Source organism: Saccharicrinis carchari (assembly GCF_900182605.1).
Classification (GTDB): Bacteria; Bacteroidota; Bacteroidia; order Bacteroidales; family Marinilabiliaceae; genus Saccharicrinis; species Saccharicrinis carchari.
In genome coordinates, this window is the sequence record NZ_FXTB01000001.1 from 723,237 (window position 1) to 746,419 (window position 23,183).

Below are 23,183 nucleotides of genomic sequence, written 5' to 3' on the forward strand. Positions count from 1 at the left end.
TTAATATCTGTACAAAGCATTAATTCTTGAATTAGGATTTGGCATCTCTTCCTTATCCAATAAATATACGTCGCCACCATTTAAAAATGTTTTTATCGCTGCCACATTCATTAATGATTTTGTATTGGCAACTTCCTCGCTTTGAGTAACAACTATTGCATTATTTTCCTCTTTGTAGTTACCAAAAATATCCGACTTATTTTCGCAAAACAGGGCATCAATTCTGCCATCGATAGCCGCCGGTATTATTTTATCTATCCCAATTGCTGTTTTACCCGTTCCTTGAACCTCAAAGAAAAGTGCTATTTTATCTTTTCTTTTCTGGTCGAATACCGGAGCAACCATCTCCCAAGCCAACTCATGGGCTTCAAAAATGTCGGTATCGCTAAAATCGACATTTAAATTTTCTTCCATCACGTTGGGGTAAGTATTTACTTCCCTATAGGTATCAAAAAGCGGTCTTTGCGCTGCAATTACCATAGGTTTGTTTTCTTCTCTAAAAAGCGGAGCCAAGCCATCGTTTATGGCTCTCATATACTTTTTAATTTCATTTTCCCTTTTACCAGTAGCTGCTTCCTGACCATGATACATGGCCTGTCCGGATCCTCCCTGGCCCGTTCTGAACTGCAGATTTTTCTGCTCATAATCATAGCCTACACGGTCTTGTTTCGTTTCAGGAATAAGATCTTCAATACGGATTTCTGTTAAGCTGTGTTGGGTACATTCGTATAATTTCACATTGCTTCTTTCAAGCATCAACAAGTAAAAACTTCCATCCCCAACAAACATGGGCATTAACGGTTTTAAATAGAACGAATTGGAAATGTAGTTAAACTCCTTGAAATAGATGGGAAGGCTGTAAATTTTTAAAAAGCCATCCGCAATAAAAATCGCCAGGCCATCTGATTGCTCGCGCCAAAACGAAGTATCATCGATTAATTGCTGAACAGGTGCCGTTATGTTATCAATATCATCGGCGTGAATGCCTTTTTTTTCTAACTTGATTTTAACCTCTTTTAATTGATTTTTCAGTGCTAATGCATCTTCTTGTTGCAGTACCTTTTTACCTGCTCTATGTGTGGGGATAAAAATAGAGATACAGTTTTCCTGCTGAACATCGTGCAACTCGTTTATTTCTTTTTTGGATATCAATTTCATGCTTTTATATTTTTTAGTGATGAATAATTACTATGATTATTGTAAAATAAAATACCATCAGAACAATTTACCTGCTTGCAAAAAAATCTATCCAAAGTATCAACACGGATTGTTCATGTCTAACTTTCCATCCCGGGCAAATTCCGGATTAATAGCTGTTCATCCTACTTCAATAGAGTTTTTTGCTTTTACCAGGTCTGTTGAAATAATATTTCCTATTGCTCCCACTCCATTCACCTATTACTTCATTTAATTTCCCCGGTATTTCAATCTTAAATAATCAATCAACTTCTACTAATATAGCAAAATTTATTTAAAATACTAAATATAAGCAATTTAAGCTAGGCGTTGAAACATTCCTTTAGCTTACTCTCACCACCATACAGGATCCTGTGCCCGGCATAAAAAAAGAGGTTGCCTGAACTTTTCAGCCAACCTCTTTTTATATATTAGAAACAATAATCGTTAATCCATGATTTGCGTTCCGTCCGTGTTATAAATATACATTACTTCCCAAAGATTTACCGCATCCGCTGTTGCATATAGCACATTTGAAGCTTCCTGGTTGATTGTTACATACTTATTATTGTATGATGACTTAAGCGCAAATTGAGTACTTGTTATTTTTTCGATGTAAAATTTCTCCCAGGCTCCTATTCCTGAGCTCCTGGCTATTAGGCGATTGTCCTCATCGTGCACCGCACAAACGTATTTACCGTTTGCCTCTGATTTAAGCGAAATAGTGCCATCGCTGTTATGCACTACGGTAAAAGTTTCCCATGCTCCTCCATACGAACTACGGTTAGCCACCAGTGGGTCGTTACCTCCGTTATCGGCCGAAATAATTTTGTTGGTACTCACTCCCTTGAAGTAATACTCCCCATTGGGAACCGCTGTACCCTTTAGTCCCTCAACCATTGCATCGTAAACTGTATTGTTACGCCAGCTATTAGAAGCACCTACCTTGCGCCATTTATTCCGGATGGTTTTTTTAGAATTATTATAAATATCAACACGACTAGGGTTATGGTTATATATACCCCACGATGTATTATTGCCTAAGGCTTTGTAAGTCCATGATGTATAATGCCATCCTTCATTATTATAAGCATTAAGTGTGTACTCCCAGGCATTGGCTAATCCAAAACAATTGAATTCACCTACATAGGTGGGCACATTATAACCTGCATTGGCAATGTCATTTATCTTGCTATTTACAAAATTAACCTGCCCATTGTAATCGTTAACATAGTCCCAGGGATAATAATGGTATTCATAAACAACATTAGTCCATCCATACACGTTTGGATGAGGCAGTTGGGCAGCATCCCAGCACGATTCCATAATAATAATATGATCTGAATCCACACTACGGATTACGTCATAAACCTCATCATAAAAATCCCATTGCAAACTAGTAGTCAGTCCGCCCTTGATACCCGGCTCGTTTAAAATATCATAAGCTGCCACAGTAGGATTCCCTTTGTAACGGTTAGCAATTTGCCACCATAACCACTTGGTCATGGATTTATGGTAATCATTCCAATAAAACTGATATCCATCGTTTACTTCACCTGAATGATCCATTCCGTTTTGCGAACCAAAAGCACCATGAAGATCAAGAATGACATACATACCACGTATACGACAATTCTCAATAAACCAATCCAGTCGGTCCCAGCCACCCGTCTTGATATCAGACCAATCGTCTTTCATCAGGTTCATATAGGTAAAGGGTAGTCGGATAGCGGTCATCCCCATATTGGCGCAATTATCGAAATCCTGACTGGTCCAGTAATTATTTTCATAAATACTAATCAAATTATTACGCGCGCTTTTACCAAATCTTGATTCAAACGTATTCATCATAGTTTTCTGATCCGGAGCGTTGGTTGCACACATCCATTCTTCCTGTACAAGCCATCCTCCTGCATTGGTTCCTCTCAAATAAACATTTGAGCCATTACCATAATTGTTTCTAATAAATGTTCCGTTGGTCTTTAAAAAGTCAGCAGAAGTAATAGCCCCCCCGCTCTTAAGCATTTCCACAGACGTATCTGCTTCCATTTCCTCAACAATTAAATGCTCATTGCACGCTGAAAATGCCAAAAGGAAAATTCCAAATGCAATTAGTAGTGTTTTTTTCATAATACAAATGAATTATAAATTAAAAAAAAAGTCTTGGAATTTGTAGTAAGGGTAGAGTAAGTAATAGCTTGGTCAACGACACAGTAAATTCCAACACCCATAATTAAACTTTACTCATGTCAAAAAAAGTTAAAACTTGTTGGCAAGCAAAAAAAACAACTACGTCTTATATACGTCAGGATTAAATGTTGCAACTTTTATACTACGCCACAACTGTAAACCTTTGTTTAAGAGTATATTTAGCCCAACAATACCTCATTTTTCCTACTGCTAATAAACAAATTTATGAAAACACCACAGTACACCATAGTAGATTTACCAGCCCCAAAAGAGTCTGTAGGAGAGTCTACTTAGGCATTTCATATCCTAAATAATTGACTATTCACTTTTGAATACGGTAATCCTGTTTATACCTATTGGGGCAGTGTAAGAAAAATGATAAAACAGGGGTATAATAAATACAGGAACCAATTAATTGTATAATTCTGTTATTTTTACGCATTAAAACTAAATAAGAGAAACCGTGCTGTTAAGATGAAAAGTAATAATATGAGTTCTTTCGATTACTTTAAGATAGTTCACGCCATACCCTCGGTAAAATGGTTAAAAGTTCTTTCGTTTTTCCTTTTACATTTTTACGGGCAAAGCCTATTGCGGGCAGGTGAACTTGTTATCAACGGGACTCCCCCAATAATTCATTTCTCCCACGCAGATTATAACGGAGATCCGCAGTTTTGGGCTGCTTGTCAGGATCATAACGGTGTAATGTATTTTGGCAATAACGATGGCGTATTGATATTTGAAGGAGAAAATTGGACTAAAGTACACTTACCCAACAACAGCTCTGTGCGAAGTCTTCTTGTGTCGGAAGATGGTGTAGTCTTTGCCGGAGGCTTCAACGAATTTGGCCGAGTTGAACGCGACATGTATGGGCAATACCATTATGTATCTATGGTACACCTGGTTAGGCCCGAAAACAGGAATTTTACTAATATATGGTCAATTCACGAACTCAATAACACACTCATATTTAGGAGCTTTAGTCAAATAATAACCTTCCAAAATCAGAAAGTTAGTATTATACAGGCAAGCAATAATTATCACCACTCCGAGGTTCATCATGGGCAACTTTTCATCCATGACGACACAAGTATTCAGCTTTTGGATGTTGCAACTACCTCTTATACCAAGCTTTTTGAAACGTCGAAACTAGGTGGAGAAGACTACTTAGCCATGCTGCCCGCCGATAACGATCAAAGCTTTTACATTCTCACTAAACAAGGAAGCATCTATGAGTGGAGTTTTAATCAGGCGAGCCCGCATTTGATAACAAGAGTATTGCCAAAAAATGCTACAAACAGGCTTACCTGTGCTATAAAAACTAAATCCAAGGATATCTATATCGGAACATTAAGCGAAAATATACAACGATGGACCATCCATAAGGGACGGTTGAAATACAACACTAATTTTCCTGAAACGCAGGACAATACCGTACTGGCACTTTACGAATCGCAAGAAGGAAACATTTGGATAATGCTCAATCAAGGCTTAGACTACGTTAATCTTAAATCTCCACTGACCAACTTGTTTAAAAATGCCTCTATAAGCGATGTCCTGTTTTATAAAAATAAATTATACCTCGCCACCAATCAAGGTGTATTTGTTTCTTCAGAAAAGACGCTCCCCTACAATTTTTCACAGAATGATTTCACAAAAATTCCCGGTGTCGAGGGTCAGGCATGGCATTTACAAGTAATTAACGAGCAGATATTATGCTCACATGACAGAGGGATTTTCATTATTGACGAAACTTCTGCAACACAAATTAAGAGCGACAATGGCGTATGGAAACTACATCCGGTTACTGATACGCCTATGCATTATTTCATATGTGAGTATGATGGCTTATCACTTATTGAAGCCACAGAGCAAAACAATTTTATTTTTAAGCAAAAAATTCAGGGCTTTGAGGAGTCGGGCAGAGATATTATGAGTACAGATGAAAAGAACGTATATTGGATTTGCCACGGATACAAAGGTGTGTTTAGGATAAAAACTGATGCAGATCACACACATATTGTTAGTTTAGAGCATTATACCGATAAAAATGGTTTGCCTTCTTCCTATAATGTCAATGTTCATCAATGGAAAGATGAATTGGTGTTTACGACCAACAAGGGCATTTTTAGTTTTAACGAAAACAATAAAAATTTTGAACCTCACGCCCGCTTAAATTCCATATTAGGAACCGAAAAAAATATTCGTCAGATTATTACTAAAGGAGCTATTGTTTGGGTAATTATTGATACCGAACTGGCCTATTTTAATTCGAGTTTGGATACACCTGTCATAATCCGGGCTCCATTTCTGTCTTTAAAAAATACTTTCAACAGGAGTTTGGAATGCATTGTCCCGATTACAGAAAATAATGTGCTAATTGGAACGTCGTTGGGCTTGTTTGCATACCATGAGCAAAAGGAGGCTGCTAAGGATACGGTAGCCCTGCAGTTTTCAAGTATTTCCTGTACCATTAAAGATTCTACTTTTTTGTTGCCCATTGAAAGCCTAGAAACTCCGGAGCAACTCCCATTCAATAGCACGGAAATCAAATTCTGTTATTCTTCACCCTTGTTTCAGGATAAAACAAACGTTCAATACAGTTATTTGCTCGAAGGACATAAACGGAGCTGGAGTGAGTGGAAAAACGCCTCTACCATTAACTTTAATCATTTAAATAGCGGAAATTATACGCTTAGGGTTAAAGCCCGCAGCATGTCGGGAGAGTACAGCAGCGAAACGCAATATAATTTTACCATTGCCCCTATTTGGTACAGAACGCCCACAGCCTATTTTATTTGGGTTATTACAATCATTTCCTTGCTCTTTTGGCTGCTTCATATTATAAAAAGAATTATACGATACGAGAAAGAAAAGACGCAAAAAGAGGAGCGAAAACTCCAGCGGGTTTTAGAACTTGAACTGCATCAGCTAAAATTAGAGAAAGAACACCAGATCGTTCTAAAAAATAAAAAAAAGCTCGAAGAAGATGTTATTAATAAGAGTAAAGAACTTGTTAATTATACGATGCTATTGTCAAAAAAGCACGAATTGATGACAGAAATACAAAAAGAACTCAAAGAGATAAATAATATAGCCCGAAATGAAACCATCAAAACACATCTGAAAAAATTATTCAGGCGAATTGAAACCAGTTTAAATGACGAACAATTTTTATTACTGTTTGAAACCCATTTTGAACGTGTTCATGAAAACTTTTTCAAGTCGCTAAAAAAAGTTTGCCCTGACTTGACACAGAAAGAACTGAGGTTAAGTGCTTTGATAAAAATGGAGCTTTCAAATAAAGAAATAGCCAATATCCAAGGCATATCAGTAAGAGGTATTGAAACAGCTCGTTACAGACTTAGAAAAAAAATAAACATTAGCAGTGACGAACATTTCGCCAGCTTCTTCAATAAAATATCAGATAATATTTAAGTTTCCCTGCGGCGGTATAAGCCTCCGTAATTTAACAGAGCAGGCTCCGGGTTAAAGGATACAGCGCAAGCATGTCAGATGACGCTTACTTCCCTTGCTCTACTTTGTTATAGCCACAGGGAGGATTCTTCTTTTTGGTTCCGCTACATCAGGAACTGCCCAAAAAAACATCTCTCCGATAGCGAAAATATTGGTAATACATTCTCGTCAAGCTAATCTGTACCGACCTAACGGAAGCCACCCCTAAGGGAGGGGGCAGGTTGTACCGATTTTTCCTCGCCATGGACTTAGTTGACTATTAAAATCCCAAAGCAACATTAGTAATTATAGTTGCAATGAAGCATTTCAATAACAACCTAACTATAAAGTACTTGTACCCATTGACGTAATTATGACGTATTAATACAACGCAATGTAGTATTAAAGCAGTATAAAAAAATTGCGCCTTACAGCATCGTGTTTATATGTTTGTTGCAGTCACAGGAGAGAGGCAAAATGCCCAGTTCCCGTTAAACTATTTTATTTTATCATTTAAAAAACAAATTTTATGAGAAAAATTTACTTTTTAATCGTTATGACACTTATGTCGTTTGGTGTATATGCACAAAATGTTGTTAATGATGGCGACATGAGCAATGCGACTGCATGGAATATTAATAATATTGTTAATGATCCGGGGAAAGAGACTACCGTATCATTCAACAATTCAGTTATGACCATCTCAGCCACCAACGGTGGCGGTAATGCAGGTACCAATGTTATGGTATGGCAAACAGTACAATTAGAAGCGGGCGTAGAATACCAACTAAATGCACGTATTAAAGGCAATTTACCCGTTGAGGCCTTTTGGTGCCAGTGGTTTGTACATAAGAGTGTACCGGTAGATGGTGAGGACTACCTGCAGGAAAACGACGCTATAGTGCAGGTAAATACATGGCAAGGCTGCGCCAGCGGTTACAACATGGACACATACCTTCAATCATGGCCATGCGCAGATTTCAAGACGATTCAATTTGCTGAAGGCGGAGCCTATACTTTAGGAGTAAAAGTAGGTATATGGAATGGTGGCGTTTTATCGTATCAGGTTGAACTGGATGACTTTAGCCTTACCCCAAGTGCCACAGGAATCAAAACACGCAATGCAGCCAACATTCAGTTGTATCCAAATCCTGCTAAAACTGAATTAGGAATCAACACCCCGACATCTATTAAAAGTGTTTCGATATTAAACCTTACCGGACAGGAAGTACTTAGAGCAAACAAGGTAGAAGGTAAAATTTCTGTTGCTTCCCTCCCATCAGGAATATACGTGATTCAAATAACTAATGTTAATAACGAAAAATCCGTATTGAAATTTGTTAAGGAATAATTCAACAATAAAGAATACAGGCCGTATTTATTAGCCTCTTTATCACTTTTATAGCAAATACAACAAAAGAGCTTGTCTATTCGAATAGACAAGCTCTTTTTTGCTGTTGGTTCTTTTAGTTTTTTTTCAGCTGATTATAAACACGTTAAAATAGTGATATCAAATTATATCTACATATATCCTCTTCCATTTTGCCACCATATTTTTTCCCGTGCAAGTCAGGATAGGTTCTTTTGAGTTAGTTACAACATTTTTCCCAGCCAAATCCTTATTTTCTCCTCTCCTTTCACTACATATCATTTGCTTTACATCTGCTGCTATAAAACGTATGCTCACTATGTATTGCGGTAGTTTTAGTACTCAACAGCTACAACGTGTGGCTATCCAAGGTATTTTTTCAGGACGTCAAACAAGTGGTTTGTATTTATTGGCTTGGTAATATAATCGTCGAAACCAGCGTTAAAGTATGCTTCACGTTCTGTCCCACCCGAATAGGCTGTTTGAGCAATAATAGGCAGGTGGGGATAAACTCTTTTGATTTTCTTTGTTGCTTCATAGCCATCCATAAAAGGCATGCGTATATCCATTAGTATGAGATCGTAAGAATTTTTATTTACCATATCAACCGCTTCTTTTCCATTTATGGCATGCGATATCTGTACGCAACTAATTTTTAGGGCGAATTGAAGAAATCTAAAATTTGAAATCTCATCTTCAACAATTAGTATACGCTTACTTGCCCATTGCAATGATTGTGCTTCATCAGGCTGCTGCGAATGCCTTCCCTCATATTCTGATGAAATAATTGAAGTGGGTAAAGCAAGAGTAAATTGGGTCCCTTTTCCTATCTCCGACTTAACGCTTAAAACACCTCCCAAAAGTTCAGACAAACTTTTTGCAATGGCTAATCCCAGGCCTGTGCCACTGTACAGGCGCGAGCTGTCATCTTCTATCTTATAAAATCTTTCAAAAATCTTCTCCGTATTCTCCTCACTAATTCCTATACCGGTGTCCTCTACACTAAATATTATTTGATCTGATTTTTGCGTTGCTGAAAGTCGAACAGTACCTTCCTCTGTAAATTTAATAGCATTATTTAGCAAATTGGAGATGATTTGGTTCAGCCGAATGCCATCGGTAAAGAGTATTGTATTTGGGCTCAAGGTGTTTTCAACAACAAACTTAACCTTAGGTTTCTCTACAAATTGCGAATAGTAAATACTATTCATTTCGGATAGGAAATCCTGCAGGTAAACCTTTGTTGGAGCAACATTCATTCCACCAGACTCTATTTTTGCCAAGCTTATGATGTCATCAATAAGTCGCAGAAGAACCTGATGGCTATTTTCAATAACCTTCATAAAATGCAACTTCTCTTTTTCCGTAAACGACTTGTTTTTAAGAAGATTAATAAAGCCTGAAACAGCATTCATTGGGGTACGTATCTCATGGCTCATATTAGCCAAAAATGCTGACTTGAGCTTGTCGGACTCTTCGGCTTTAACCTTTGCTTCCACAAGATCCTTAGTGCGTTGCGCAACCAGTGTTTCCAGATTACTCCTATGCATTTCGAGTTCGGCACGTTGTTTAAATATTTTAACATACTGGTCATTTGCAATATCTCGTTGTTGGCGCAACTCTTCTTTTTGAATACTTATCTCTTCATTTCGTTCCTGTAGTTGCGAAGTGCGCCTGCGCACCATAGCCTCCAACCTACTGTTTATTTTTTTTACCGCCGTAATACGATAGTAATAAATAGAAGAAGCAATTAACATAATCAACAACACTATGCCAAATATAAAAGTCCAGGAGAGATAAAAGGGAGACTTTACCACTATATCGATAGAAGCCCCCTCCTCATTCCACACGTTATCATTATTTGAGCCTATAACCACAAATTTATATTGACCCGGATTTAAATTTGTAAAGGTTACACTATGTTCATTATTCGCGTCTATCCAGTCATCATTAAAGCCTTCGAGCTTATATTTATATCTGTTACGTTGTGGTATAGAATAGTTTAGAGCACTGTAATTAAAACTGAAAAACGAATGATTGTAATCGAGTTGGAGCGATTTGGCTATTACTATGTTCTCATGTAAGGGACTATCTTCCTGATTGATGTCAACCTCTTTATTAAATAGCTTAAAGTTAGTAAGCACTATGGGTGGAATAAATGAATTCTCTTTAATTTTTGAAGGATTGAAATAAGTTAAACCACTTATTCCGCCAAAATACATCCATCCATCCTTATCCATAAAACTGGAGGGTAGAAAATGATTGCCTTGCAAACCATCATTCAGGTCGTAATTATGAAATAAATTCTTTTCGTAATTATATTTTACCAATCCATTATTGGTGCTAATCCAAAGGTTATTTAAGCTGTCTTCAAGAATTCCAAAAACATTGTTATTAACAAGCCCATTATTGGTATTAAAGGGTTCAAATGTATCCGTTTGTTCATGCCATAAGTTAAGCCCTCCGCCATTCGTCCCAATCCAAATTCTTTTTTTTGAATCTTCTAAAAATGCGGTTATCCAATTTTTACTGATGGTAATACTATCATTGGGATCGTGCTCATAGTAATCAAATCTATCTTTATCCGGGTGATAGACGTTTAAACCGGAACTTGTAGCTAAAAGAATTCTATTTTTACTGTCCTTGTATATTTTCCATATCTCACCATTATTCGTCCCTTTATGATCACGAACGTTAAAAGAAAAGGCCTTAGTTTGATACGTTTTTATATCAATCGTGTATAAGCCTAAATTTGTTCCAACCCAAATTTTATTGGAGTCGGCTAAAAGGCTCCACACATGATAAATAGGGCTTTTACTATTTTCTCTTGAAAAAAATCGTTTTACCTTAAGTGTTTTTTTATTGATAAGATTCAATCCTCCATCATACACACCGGCCCAAATATTACCCGCTATATCTTCCGCCAAGCTAATAGGTTTATCGTTGCTCAAAGAGTGTGGATCATGCTTGTCATTTTTAAGTAATTTAAACTCATTTTTAGTAGCATCATAGCGATTTAGGCCACCGCCATCTGTTCCAATCCACAGTATTCCCTCTCGATCTTTAAGCACTGAGGACACTTGGTTATTACTAAGCGTATTGGGCTTAGTAGGATTACTTTTAATAACATTAAAGGCTTTTTGATGCGCATTTATAAAATTAAGCCCTTCATTAAATAATCCCAACCATAAATTTCCGGCCGTATCTTCATAAATCGAACGAACAACATTTCCGCTTATACTTTGCGGATCAGTTCTATCGTTTAAATAATTATAAAAGCTGTCGCTCCCTCTAAGGTAGAGGGACAAACCTCCATCCTGGGTACATACAAGAATATTTTTGTTAGAGTCTTCAAAGATATCCCATATTACATTGCTTGCCAACGAGTTGATTTGATCCGGATTAGAGCGGTAAACCTTAAAATTATTATTCGCTTGATTAAATCGAGCTAAACCCGCTCCATGGGTTCCAATCCAAATCTCCCCATTTGAATCTTCAAATATGGATCTTATATCATTATTTGGTAATGAAAATGGGTCTGCACTATCGCTCGAATAATGGCGCCATCTGTTATTTTTATAATCAAGCACATCAACACCTTTATCCCGGGTACCTACCCAAATATTTTGCTTCGAATCAATCAGGATGGTTCTTAAATTATTGCTTGACAAACCGTTGTCGATGCCGGGCTGATGCATTATATTCGTAAATGAATTACTTTCCGGATCATATATTGCTATTCCATCGGTGTAGGTTACTATCCAAATCTTTCCATCGGCACTCTCGGCCATTTTATATATATTATTGTTGCGCAATTCCCTTTCATGTGCAGGAAATAACCGAAAAAAATCAAAATTATCTTTCTTATAATTATAACGATTCAGCCCTTCAGGAGTTCCGGCCCAAATAGTACCTTGGCTATCCTTAAACAGGCAAGTAATAATATTATGACTGATACTATTCGCATTGTTGTTATCCGGACGATAAATTTTAATTTCATGGCTATCATAACGCCCCAGCCCATCTTTGGTAGCAATCCACATAAAGCCCTTGTCATCCTGAATGATTGACTCTATGGTTCCATACTGCAAAAAATCGCAATTCTGTATTTTAGTAAAGCTGATGTTATCATATCTTTTCCCGGCTACTATTTGTGATAATACGGGCGATATACAACAATAGCAATTCAAAAAAAACAGTAACGATAAATATATCAATCGCTTGGGCATATGATGAATGTATAACTTATTTGAAAACTGAATACTAAACTTAAATATATCAATTTATGCCGTATCGTAACTTGAAATGGACTGAAATTTTAAAAAAAAAAGCTGTTTACCACACATCTGCAGGCCTGTTCCGGAACTAACATTTTATGCCATTGATAGAGTGTAAGAAAAGTTGTAAATAATGAAACAGAATACATGTATGCGTGATGTACCTACCCTTTAGCAAATCTTATATATTTTAGTCTGCTGAATATTTTTTATTATACAAACCAGTTAATATACGGTCTCTACCACCTATTTAAGCAGTTTTACCGCCACTGAGAATAGACTGTAAGCAGTTTTGATACTTTTCATAATCATGGCCGACATTCCTATTACATTATTACCTTGTGCAAGGCTGAATAGTTTTATTGCTGCACCATGCGTAATTTTAAATCATTGGTAAAATCATATCTTTCGCGGAAGAATTTCTATACCCTGGTAGTGCCCAGCGATTCTTTAAATATACTTAGATAAGCAACTCCTGTAATAAACCTATTTTAGATATTAATATTACTTAAGTTATCGCTATGTTAAGCAACAGGTGCTTCCCCTATTTTAATCATGTTAAACAGCAATCGCAGGAAATGAAAAACTAACTTCGCCGCAACCTAAATAGAATTAGAACAACTTTCTATTTAAGAAACTACTACAACAAAGTTGCCTTCTTGCTTGATTTAAATAAATTCTGGAATACATAAAATTGTTATATACCAGAAATATACATATATTTGAATTTAACTAAAAAAATAAACCATGAAGAATTTAGTAGGAATAGATAAAAAAAAGGCGGAAAAATTAGCTGTTGAATTGAATATTTTATTAGCAGATTATGAAATCTTTTATCAAAATTTACGCGGGTTTCATTGGAATATAAAAGGAAGGGATTTTTTTGAATTACACGATAAGTTTGAAGAATTATACAATGATGCTTTTGTAAAAATAGATGAAATAGCAGAACGTATTTTAACACTCGAGGGCGAACCTTTGCACACTTATACCGACTATCTTAAAACAGCGGAAATTCCAGAAGCAAAAAGCATCAAAGATGGAACCAAATGTATAGAAATTGTCGTAAAAAACTTTTCTACTTTAATAACAAAAGAACGACTCATTCTATCCCTGGCAACCGATGCAGATGACGAAGGTACGGTAGCTTTGATGAGTGACTACATTGCCGAAACTGAAAAAACGCTTTGGATGCTTAACTCTTATTTAAAATAAATTTTTACCGAAGATGAGTTTTGGCAGTATAGATAATGCAGAATTGCCACCTTTATCACTTCTAAATTTTAAATAGAGTAAATAATTATCATGAGTGAACAAAATACTACAGTAACAGCAAAAAATTATTTTCCCTGGGGAATTATGATTTTAATGTCATCGGTAACTTTTGTTGGTATACTTTCGGAATTAATGCCGTCAGGAGTGCTTCCGATTATGATGCAGGAATTGCACTTAAGCGAAATTCAAGGCGGTAATCTTGTTGGATATTATGCTTTGGCATCAGCCATTTTTTCTATTCCGCTTATTTCGGCAACTATGCATTATAACCGTAAGGTATTATTGCTTTTGCTTTTGGGCGGATTTGCAGTTTCTAATGTTATTGTTGCCTTAGTTAGTAGTTACTTTGTAATTATTTCAATGCGTGTTGTGGGTGGTATTTGTGCCGGGATAATGTGGCCCATGATTGCCGCCTATGGAATGCGTTTGGTAGCCCCAGAACAATACGGGAAGGCCGTTGCAGTTATAATGGCAGGAACTACTTTAGGCATTAGCTTAGGCATGCCCTTAATGACATGGATTGGGGATAATTATGGTTGGAGGACTGAATTTGTAGTTATTGGCTTAATCATTGTTGGAATTGCTGTTTTAAGTATGATTTTTCTACCCTCGCTTAAGGGAGAGAAATTAACGCAAGACACATCTCCATTTGCCATGTTAAAAATAAAAGCGGTGCTAATGGTATTGCTTTTCACGCTTCTGGGCGTTGCTGCGCATTATGGCGTATATGTATATATTGCAAGCTTAGTTGAATCGATGCAAATGGCAGGAGGTATTGAAATAGCTTTGGTGATGTTTGGTATAGGTTCTTTACTTTCTGTTTTAATAGCGATTAAATATACCGACGAGTATTTGCAATTGCTAACCATTTTAATGTTTGCACTGTTAATTATTGCCATGGCTATTTTCCTTGTTTTTGGTGGTTCTATTGGCATAGCTCATTTTGGATTTTTCCTTTGGGGTGTTTCATTCGGGCCTTTAGTTGCCCTGTTTCAAACTGCTGTTGGACGTCAAGTAGAGAAGGCAAAGGATATAGCCACATCTATTCAATCGTGTACTTTTAACCTTTCTATCATGATTGCAGCTTCCGTTTGTGGAATTTTGCTTACCAAATACCTGGTTATGAGCCTTCCTGTTTTCGCCATAGCATTAGCTGTTCCGGGGCTTATATTAGCATTTGTTGCTAAAAAAACACTAAGTTAAGTATAAGCTTTGCATCACCCTATTTTATAGAAAATAAAAAAAGGCTGCCAATTGGTAGCCTTTTTTTATTGGTGAGTGATAAATAAAGATTATAATGATAATTCAACATCGTAGGCTGTTTCTTTACGCTTAAATAGATACTCTCCATTACGAACCGAAGCCAACACATCCACTCTTTTACGAATAGCCTCATAAACAGAACTCTCATTTAAAACAATAAAGTTGGCTTGTTTTCCTACATCCAAACCATAACTGTCCTGAATATTTAAACAACGGGCTCCATTATAGGTGATTAAATCAAAATTTGTTTTTACTTCTTGCGGCGACATAATTTGAGCCAGGTGAATTCCATTATCCAAAATATTCATCATATTGCCATTCCCCATGGGGTACCAGGGATCGTTTATTGAATCTTGTGCAAAAGCCACATTTATCCCCGATTCAATAAATTCTTTCACTCTGGTTAATCCACGACGCTTAGGATAGGTATCCTGGCGACCTTGAAGATAGGCATTTTCAGTGGGGCAAGAGATAAAATTCAGCTTGCTCTTTTTAAATAAATCCATCATTCTAAAAGCATAAGAATTATCCGCCGAACCGAAGGAACAAGTATGACTTGCCGTAGTTTTACTACCATAATCCTCCATAAGGACAAGGGCATTCAATAACTCCACAAAGCGCGAATGGGTATCATCTGTTTCGTCGCAGTGAACATCAATCAGTTTATTGTATTTTAAAGCCAGCTTAACGATGTCGTGAACCGACTTTTCTCCAAATTCCCGGGCAGGTTCATAGTGTGGAATACCTCCTACCACATCAGCCCCCATTTTAAGCGCCTCCTCTACTAAATCAACGCCGCCTTTGTACATGTACATCCCTTGTTGCGGGAAAGAAACTATTTGTATATCAACAACATCCTTTAACTCTTCCTTCATTTCCAACATGGCTTTTAGTGCCGTAAATTTTGGATCTGTAACGTCAATATGCGTACGGATATGTTGTACGCCTTGCGAAACCTCATCTTTAATTCCCTTCAGGGCAAGTCTTTTTACACTTTCAACGGTTAGTGTTTCTTTAAATTTTGGCCATAATTCAATCGCTTCAAACAAAGTCCCCGAACCTGCTCCTTCTTGTCCAAGCTCAGATAATGTATATACATAATCCAAATGTAAATGCGGATCTACATAGGGAGGCAACACAAGCTTCCCTTGGAGATCAATTTCCTCCTCACACTTAGGCAAATTAGTTCCAATCTGTGTAATTTTTCCATTTTCTACAATCATTTCGCTTGCTGCATCGTTGCGATAAATATTCGCATTGAAAAACTTTTTTTTCATCTTAGATTAATTTTTATGTTGGTTATATAATAAATTCTGAAGCTTCAGGTTCCGGCTCGTCTTAAATTTAAGAATATTTTAGCCGCTGTTCACGTGCTGCTTGTTTTTTTTACATAACCCCTAATATACATTATTTTACAGACATGTATAGCTAACAGCTAACAGATTAATAGGTAAAGCTGTGAAGGGGAAAATTTATTAAGGCTTATTTACGTTGTTAGCGTACTAAACGACACGACTGAATTGGAATTTTGCATCATGGCTACACCTCACTATTTTCATAAATAGCTCCTCAAGCATAGTTGTTAAACAAAAAGGCCTAAGTAAAGGATAGGAAGCCGGAGTGCGAGAAATATTTAAGGTGAACATTGAAGAAACAAATAAACTTGGCCTTTATAATATATAGCACTGTATGCATTAGGGTATAACAAAAGACTATAAGACAGTTAGCCCTAAAATTACGCTACTTTTAGCCCAAATAATTGGCTGCGCTAGCGACTAAGTTTGACTCCGTCGATTTTCAATTCAGTAAAAGTTATTTTCAAAAGTTTAACTTCAGCTATATCGCCTGCCTGCCGCAGGCAAGGGGTTAACTGATCGTAATTCATAATTTTGAAAATTTATGAATAGTTCAGCTTAACATTCCTGGGTTAGTTTTCTTGCTGCGTAAACTCGCTCTTCCTTTGGCGGTGCGGGTTGCGCAAAGCGGCTGGAAGGTTTAAAACGAACCAAGCGAATAGCATTTAATATGACCACAAGCACGCTGAACTCATGAATCAACATACCCGAGGCTAAGTTCACATTTTTAGTCAATACACCGGCCAGTAAAAGGGCAACCGTTCCGACAGCGATAAACATGTTTTGTTTCATATTGCGCACTGTAGTTTTGGCAAGCTTTAATGCATGGGTCAGTTTTTCCAGGTTGTCGGCCATCAGCACAACATCTGCCGTTTCCATGGCAACATCGGTACCTGCCACTCCCATTGCAATTCCAACATCGGCGGAAGCAATGGCAGGGGCATCATTTACACCATCCCCAACCATGGCCAGTTTTATACCTTTACCCATGCAATCTTTAACTTTCAGCGCCTTGTCTTCGGGAAGCAATTCGGCATATATACTATCCATACTCAATTGCTCGCCCACTATTTGGGCAGTATGTTTATTGTCGCCGGTAAGCATTACCAAATGTGCAATGCCCACCGATTTGAGATGGTGGATAGTATCAATGGCTTTGTTTCTAATGGTATCAGCGATAGAAATTATGCCCATTACCTGTTTATCATCAGCAATAAATACGGCGGTGTTCCCGGCTTTCTCCTGCTGCGTGGCATAGGCTTCCACTTCAATTTCTATGGGTATATTATGCTGCGTAAGTCCCTTTCGATTGCCGATATAGAGTGGTTTTCCATTTAAATTTACCTCAATACCACGACCTTTGAGCACTCTTACATCTGTAGGTTGATTCCGAAGTTTTAATCCTTTCTTTTCGGCTTCTTGTACAATAGCTCTGCCCAAATGATGTTCCGAAACCACTTCGGCTTCTGCCGCCATCAGCAGTACTTCTTTCTCGCTAATGCCAAATCCTTTTATGGCGGTAACTCCGGGCTGGCCTTTTGTCAATGTTCCCGTCTTGTCGAAAACCACTGCATTAATTTTCGCCAGGTTTTCCATCACTTCGCCACCTTTAATTAAAATGCCGTTACGGGCACCATTCCCGATTCCGGCAACGATAGATACAGGTGCAGAAATCACCAAGGCACCCGGACAGGCGATCACCAAAAAGGTAAGTGCCAGGTGCACATCCTTTGTTAACACCCATACGAGGAGGGAAAGAACCATAATTCCAGGCGTATAAATAGTAGCAAATTGCTCTAAAAACCGTTGGGTTTTGGCTTTTCCTTCCTGTGCTTCCTCCACCAATTCAATGATTTTAGAAAAAGTAGTATCCGCTCCTACACTTTCTGCTATTACCTCCAGATATCCACTGTCCAGAATACTTCCGCTAAATACTTGAGCATCCACACCTTTGCTTGCGGGAATGGATTCGCCGGTAATCGCTGCCTCATTCACAGAGGCAGACCCTGAGATTACCCGACCATCGATTGGAATCTTTTCGCCTGTTTGAATAATGATCAAATCATTTTTAACGACTTCATCCGCCATAATTTTGGAACGTACGCCATTTCGGACTACCGTTGCTTCCAACGGAGCCATTTCCATGAGGGATTTAAGGGAGGCACGGGCTTTTTCCAAAGATCGTCCCTCCAAAAAAGCACCGAATAGAAACAAGAAGGTTACCGCGGCTGATTCTACATATTCGCCGATAATCAGGGCGCCAATAACGGCTATGGTTACTAAGAGTTCGATACTGAACATTTTTAACCTTGAGGCTTTCCAGGCTCTAATAAAAGTTGGGATTCCGGCGACTATTGAGGCTATGATTAAAAGCGCATCCAATAACGGCCTGCCCCAGTTGAACAAATAGCTTGTAAATGCAGCTAGAAGCAAAATTCCTGCTGCATACATTATCCGATTTACTTGTTTAGCTGTCATAGTTTTAGTGATTTTTTTATTTAGTGGCTATAAGAAAACGCCAAATACTGCGTTACGCTTGTCAGGAAAATACTCATCCCGATTATGATTTTTGTTGGTTTTAAATAAAAACCTTACAAAATCTATTTCGGGACTCCGTTTTTCCTGACTTCACAAGCCTTGTCTTTGACGTTTTTTATCGAGCCACTCAGAATTTTCCGAGTTTTCTTAGATGCACTATTTAGAGGATAAAATGGGATAGCCTACTTTTTTTATCAATTCGGCCAACTGCTCAGGTGATACCTTTTCTTCGTCATGTTCTATTTTAACCTTGCTGGAGTTGAAAAGCACTTTTGCCTTCTCTACGCCTGGTTCCTTGTTAAGAACACCTTCTATACTGGTAATGCAACTTGGGCATGTAAGGGTCTCCAACTGAAATCTTGTCGTTTTCATTTCTATTGTATTTTTTAATATTTAACAGTAGTGACCGGGTAAAAAAAAAGATCCCTCCCTGCCTGTTGCAGACAGGGAAAGAATCTATTATTCTAAGTCGGTCAGTAGTGATTTATTGTTATTATAACTATGCAGTCTTTATCTCGTGCATGATGCCCTTCTTAGTGAGAAATATCACCGTGTAGTATGTGCTCCAGGGCTTCTAAGGTATGCGTGTATTGTACGTAAGCATGTACATAAGCTCTTCCTTGCTCAACGGATTCATCTTTTGTTTTACCAAGTTTTGCTACGGTGGCATATCGGTCTCTTAGCACTTGTTCCAAATGGGTAGTCACGGTATTAATTACTTCCCCTACATCATTTTTTGCTATTGAATTATCTGCCATTACAACCAAAGGAGTCGTGGATCCTGCCGGTTTTAATCCGGTATAAGGTGCGCCTTCGGTCTCTCTGTGCAATCGTACAAGGGTTTCCAGAAAGTGCTTTTCAACAATTGAATACACTTGTTTGTCTCCTTTTTTTAAGCGGTAGGTTTTGTCGAACAAGGAAATGATTTCCTTTTCTTGTTGTGGTTCAATCCACTTCAAAACCAGCTGCACATTATTTTTATCCAATGCCTTTAATGCATCTTTAATAACGGGGCCGTCATACGAGTCGCAATGCGCAAATCCGGGAAGGCTGACCAACATCAATGCGAATGTCAAAAGAAGCGATCGCATATTGAGTTTAAAAGATTTGCCAGGTTTTAAAGCACCGGCAACAATTGCTTTTCTTTCTTGAGTTTTCATAACATCTGTTTTTTAAAAATTGATAATCTATTTGTATTTTCTGGAAACAAAAGTATGGATCAACTCACAACTGTGCGACCTATTTTATAATATGGCACTGGTTTAAAGAGAATTACACGTGCCACTTTATAAAGTAGGACGTGTGAAAGGTAATCTTATGAAGTGGAAAGCATTGGTTATCAGCCTATTGTTGGGAGTTCCGAAATTCGCTGGGGGTTTTTCCCGTAAACTTCTTAAATACGCGGTTAAAGGCCGATTTAGAGTTAAACCCACTTTCGAATGCGATACCCAGTAAGGAATAATTATCGAATTGGGGATCCACAATTTTATTTTTTACTTCTTCGACCCTGTATTTGTTAATGAAATCAAAGAAGTTCTGTCCATACACTTCGTTGATGACCTGCGAAAGATGATGATGAGGAACATTTAGGCTTTTGGCTAGCTTGGGCAAAGTCAAGTCGGGTTCTAAATAAGGTCGTTCCGTTTTAAAATAATCGTCTATTTTACAAAAACACTTATCCAAATCGTCATCTTTTAAACTGGGAATAGAATTTTCAGTTTCGATAATAGCTTCTTTGGGTTTTTCATCGGTATAGCTGATAAATACGCCTATTTGCTTTAAACCAAAATACCCGATCAAGATAATAAATGCTGAAAGTGACAGCATGAGACCATTGATACAAAAATCTATGGTGAACAGATAAAAAATATGATGAATGACTGCGATAATAATTAAAGCGGTCCATATTATACCAAAAGCAGGAATCAATTTCCCCAACCAGTCCAATTCAATATCACTGGAGGAAAAATTATGGTTAAACACTTTGGTTTTGCGTAACTGCCTTTGTGCCAGCACAAAATAAACCGGTCCGGAAAGTGCGGTTAAAGCAAGGAAAAACAAAAATAGTATGGGTTGTCCACCTCCCCCCTCAGCAACATGATCTACCCTAATCGCCGCGGAATAGGCGGGAAAGCCCGATGCAATTAACAAATACAGAATAAAGGCCACAAAAGGGGCAAAATGCCAGCTATTTTTGATTTTAAGTTTGTTGTGGTTAAAAGCAAGTGTAGAAACATACAGATATAAAAAAGGGCCGTGCAATAGGAACAAAGCGATAATACCTCCGGATAAAACAGGGGTACTGGCGAAGGATTCCATTGAGAAAGCATAAATAGCCGTGATACCACCCAAATAAAAAAGCCAAAAAATAAAGATGCGATCGTGCAGTAATCTTGGTTTTTTCTGAAGAAGAAGCACCAAAAAGAAAAATGCATTGAATGAGGCTATAAAGAGAATATATTTCATCGTCGTGATATTTAGTACAATACAGCTAATAAGCTGATTAATTCATATGCTCAAATATTAAAAAAAATTTCATGTAAAACCAATTTGATTTTTTCACCTATACAGGGGTAAGCTATTCTGGCTAAGTTACACACTAAGCTATTGTATTCATGTTGCTTAATATTATTAACATCCGGATTACTCAAAATAGGACGGCTGCTTTCTGGTTGGTTACAGAATTATTTTTTATTATTGCTAATGAGATGTTTGATTTGAACCCGCTGATAATATGAACACTTTAGCGTATTTCAGGAGAATAACATCCCCTTTTCAATAATAATTCAGGCCTAATAACGCATTCAATGAAATGGTTCTTATTATTCGAAATCGTGTACCTTATTACCATACTCGTGGTTGTTTTCCGGGTACTGTACGATACACGCAGCGGAGTCAAAGCACTGGCTTATATTCTACTCATTATCTTAGTACCATTTTTGGGTATGTTTTTTTATTTTTTCTTCGGTATAAACTATCGAAAACGCAAATTGTACAGCCGAAAGATAGTTGAAGACGAAATACTCCATCAAAGAATCCTTAGCCATATTTGGAATTATTCGGAGCAGGTGATACATTCAGGTTTGTTATCTGCTGAGCACTTTAATTTAACCCGGTTTATACGCAACTCAAGTACGAGCCCATTAACGGGGAACAATGCTGTAAAACTGCTTTTAAACGGGGAGGAAAAGTTTCCGGAACTTTTGAATGCCATAGAAAATGCAAAATCGCACATCCATTTAGAATACTATATTTATGAAAATGATGATACAGGAAACGCCATAGCAGATATGCTGATTAAAAAAGCACAACAGGGCGTAGAAGTACGTTTTATGTACGATGATTTTGGAAGCCATAATCTGGGCAGAGATTTTATTAGAAAATTAGAGGAAAATGGTGTGGAAACAGCACCGTTCTATAAAATAAAATGGTATGCCTTAGTCAATAGGCTGAACTATAGAAACCACAGGAAGATCATTGTAATTGACGGTGAAAAATCCTTTATCGGTGGTATTAATGTAAGCGATAAATACAGAAATGACAATCCGGCTAAAAATGATTTATACTGGCGCGACACCCATTTAATGATTGAGGGCCCTGCTACCTTTTACTTGCAATATATTTTTCTGTGCGATTGGAATTTTTGTGCCAGAAACAAGATGCAGTTTGGAGTAAATTATTTTCCTATAGACTCCCAAAAAGCAAAAATAACGGATGAATTGGTGCAGATAGCACCCTCCGGTCCCGACTCTAAATTGCCTGTTATTTTTTATTCTCTCCTGGAAGCCATTGGGTCGGCAAAAAAACAAGTACTTATAACAAGTCCGTATTTTATTCCGGGCGAAAGCTTGATGGATGCCCTGCTAATTGCTGCAAAAAGTGGCATTACAATAAAACTGCTGATACCGGGAAAATCAGACTCGAGGATTGTGAATTCCGCAGCACGTTCGTACTACAAAGAACTACTGCGCCATGGGGTAAAAATATTTGAGTATAAAAAAGGCTTTGTACATTCTAAAGTGATGATTATCGACGATAGTCTGTCCGTTGTAGGATCGGCCAATATGGACTACCGAAGCTTTGACCTTAATTTTGAGGTTAATGCAATGCTGTACAGTAAAACCCTTACACAGCAGCTACAACAGGCGTTTAACAATGACCTAAAGCAATCGAGTGAGATCAACCCAATGGATTGGATAAACAGACCCAAGTACATCCATCTTTATGAAAAGGTGGTGGGGCTCTTTGCTCCTATATTTTAGTTTTTGTTTAACTTACCATCGT

13 protein-coding genes are annotated in these 23,183 nt (G+C 37.5%); 5 read left to right on the forward strand and 8 right to left on the reverse strand.

The features are described from left to right. Together FN809_RS02605 and FN809_RS02610 are read right to left on the reverse strand one after the other, a co-directional pair. A complete protein-coding gene (locus tag FN809_RS02605; RefSeq protein WP_142531903.1) occupies window positions 1-1,158 on the reverse strand; it encodes a baeRF7 domain-containing protein in 1,158 nt (385 codons plus the stop codon). A 465-nt stretch (window positions 1,159-1,623) separates the two neighbouring features. Continuing rightward, the gene (locus tag FN809_RS02610) at window positions 1,624-3,306 is read right to left on the reverse strand and encodes a cellulase family glycosylhydrolase (RefSeq protein WP_142531904.1); all 1,683 of its coding nucleotides are present in this window, start codon (window positions 3,304-3,306) and stop codon (window positions 1,624-1,626) included. A 534-nt stretch (window positions 3,307-3,840) separates the two neighbouring features. On the opposite strand from FN809_RS02610, the gene FN809_RS02615 reads away from it, so the two are divergent. Then, a complete protein-coding gene (locus FN809_RS02615; protein ID WP_142531905.1) occupies window positions 3,841-6,804 on the forward strand; it encodes a triple tyrosine motif-containing protein in 2,964 nt (987 codons plus the stop codon). A gap of 547 nt (window positions 6,805-7,351) precedes the next feature. Continuing rightward, complete coding sequence (locus tag FN809_RS02620; RefSeq protein WP_142531906.1) at window positions 7,352-8,173, forward strand: T9SS type A sorting domain-containing protein; 822 nt, start codon at window positions 7,352-7,354, stop codon at window positions 8,171-8,173. 380 nt (window positions 8,174-8,553) lie between these two features. Here FN809_RS02620 and FN809_RS02625 read toward each other — a convergent pair whose 3' ends face one another. After that, entirely contained in the window at window positions 8,554-12,420 is a 3,867-nt protein-coding gene (locus tag FN809_RS02625; RefSeq protein WP_142531907.1) for a hybrid sensor histidine kinase/response regulator, read from the reverse strand. A 795-nt stretch (window positions 12,421-13,215) separates the two neighbouring features. On the opposite strand from FN809_RS02625, the gene FN809_RS02630 reads away from it, so the two are divergent. Further along, window positions 13,216-13,683, forward strand: a complete 468-nt coding sequence (locus tag FN809_RS02630) for a Dps family protein (protein WP_142531908.1) — start codon at window positions 13,216-13,218, stop codon at window positions 13,681-13,683. A 90-nt stretch (window positions 13,684-13,773) separates the two neighbouring features. Next, a complete protein-coding gene (locus FN809_RS02635) occupies window positions 13,774-14,946 on the forward strand; it encodes an MFS transporter (RefSeq protein ID WP_142531909.1) in 1,173 nt (390 codons plus the stop codon). 89 nt (window positions 14,947-15,035) lie between these two features. Here FN809_RS02635 and FN809_RS02640 read toward each other — a convergent pair whose 3' ends face one another. The 5 genes from FN809_RS02640 to FN809_RS02660 form a co-directional block, all read right to left on the reverse strand. Beyond that, window positions 15,036-16,283 carry an amidohydrolase family protein gene (locus tag FN809_RS02640; RefSeq protein WP_142531910.1) on the reverse strand — a complete coding sequence of 416 codons (1,248 nt, stop codon included), beginning with the start codon at window positions 16,281-16,283 and terminating at the stop codon, window positions 15,036-15,038. Window positions 16,284-16,919: 636 nt separating this feature from the next. Then, window positions 16,920-18,839 (reverse strand): heavy metal translocating P-type ATPase, encoded by a 1,920-nt coding sequence (locus tag FN809_RS02645; RefSeq protein WP_142531911.1) that lies wholly within the window; start codon window positions 18,837-18,839, stop codon window positions 16,920-16,922. A 216-nt stretch (window positions 18,840-19,055) separates the two neighbouring features. Continuing rightward, a complete protein-coding gene (locus FN809_RS02650) occupies window positions 19,056-19,271 on the reverse strand; it encodes a heavy-metal-associated domain-containing protein (RefSeq protein ID WP_142531912.1) in 216 nt (71 codons plus the stop codon). Window positions 19,272-19,432: 161 nt separating this feature from the next. Further along, entirely contained in the window at window positions 19,433-20,059 is a 627-nt protein-coding gene (locus tag FN809_RS02655) for a DUF6448 family protein (protein ID WP_142531913.1), read from the reverse strand. A 184-nt stretch (window positions 20,060-20,243) separates the two neighbouring features. After that, entirely contained in the window at window positions 20,244-21,365 is a 1,122-nt protein-coding gene (locus tag FN809_RS02660; protein ID WP_142531914.1) for a helix-turn-helix domain-containing protein, read from the reverse strand. A 341-nt stretch (window positions 21,366-21,706) separates the two neighbouring features. Between FN809_RS02660 and cls the strand changes: the two genes are divergently transcribed. Further along, window positions 21,707-23,161 carry a cardiolipin synthase gene (gene cls / locus FN809_RS02665; RefSeq protein WP_142531915.1) on the forward strand — a complete coding sequence of 485 codons (1,455 nt, stop codon included), beginning with the start codon at window positions 21,707-21,709 and terminating at the stop codon, window positions 23,159-23,161. The last annotated feature ends 22 nt before the right edge of the window (window positions 23,162-23,183 follow it).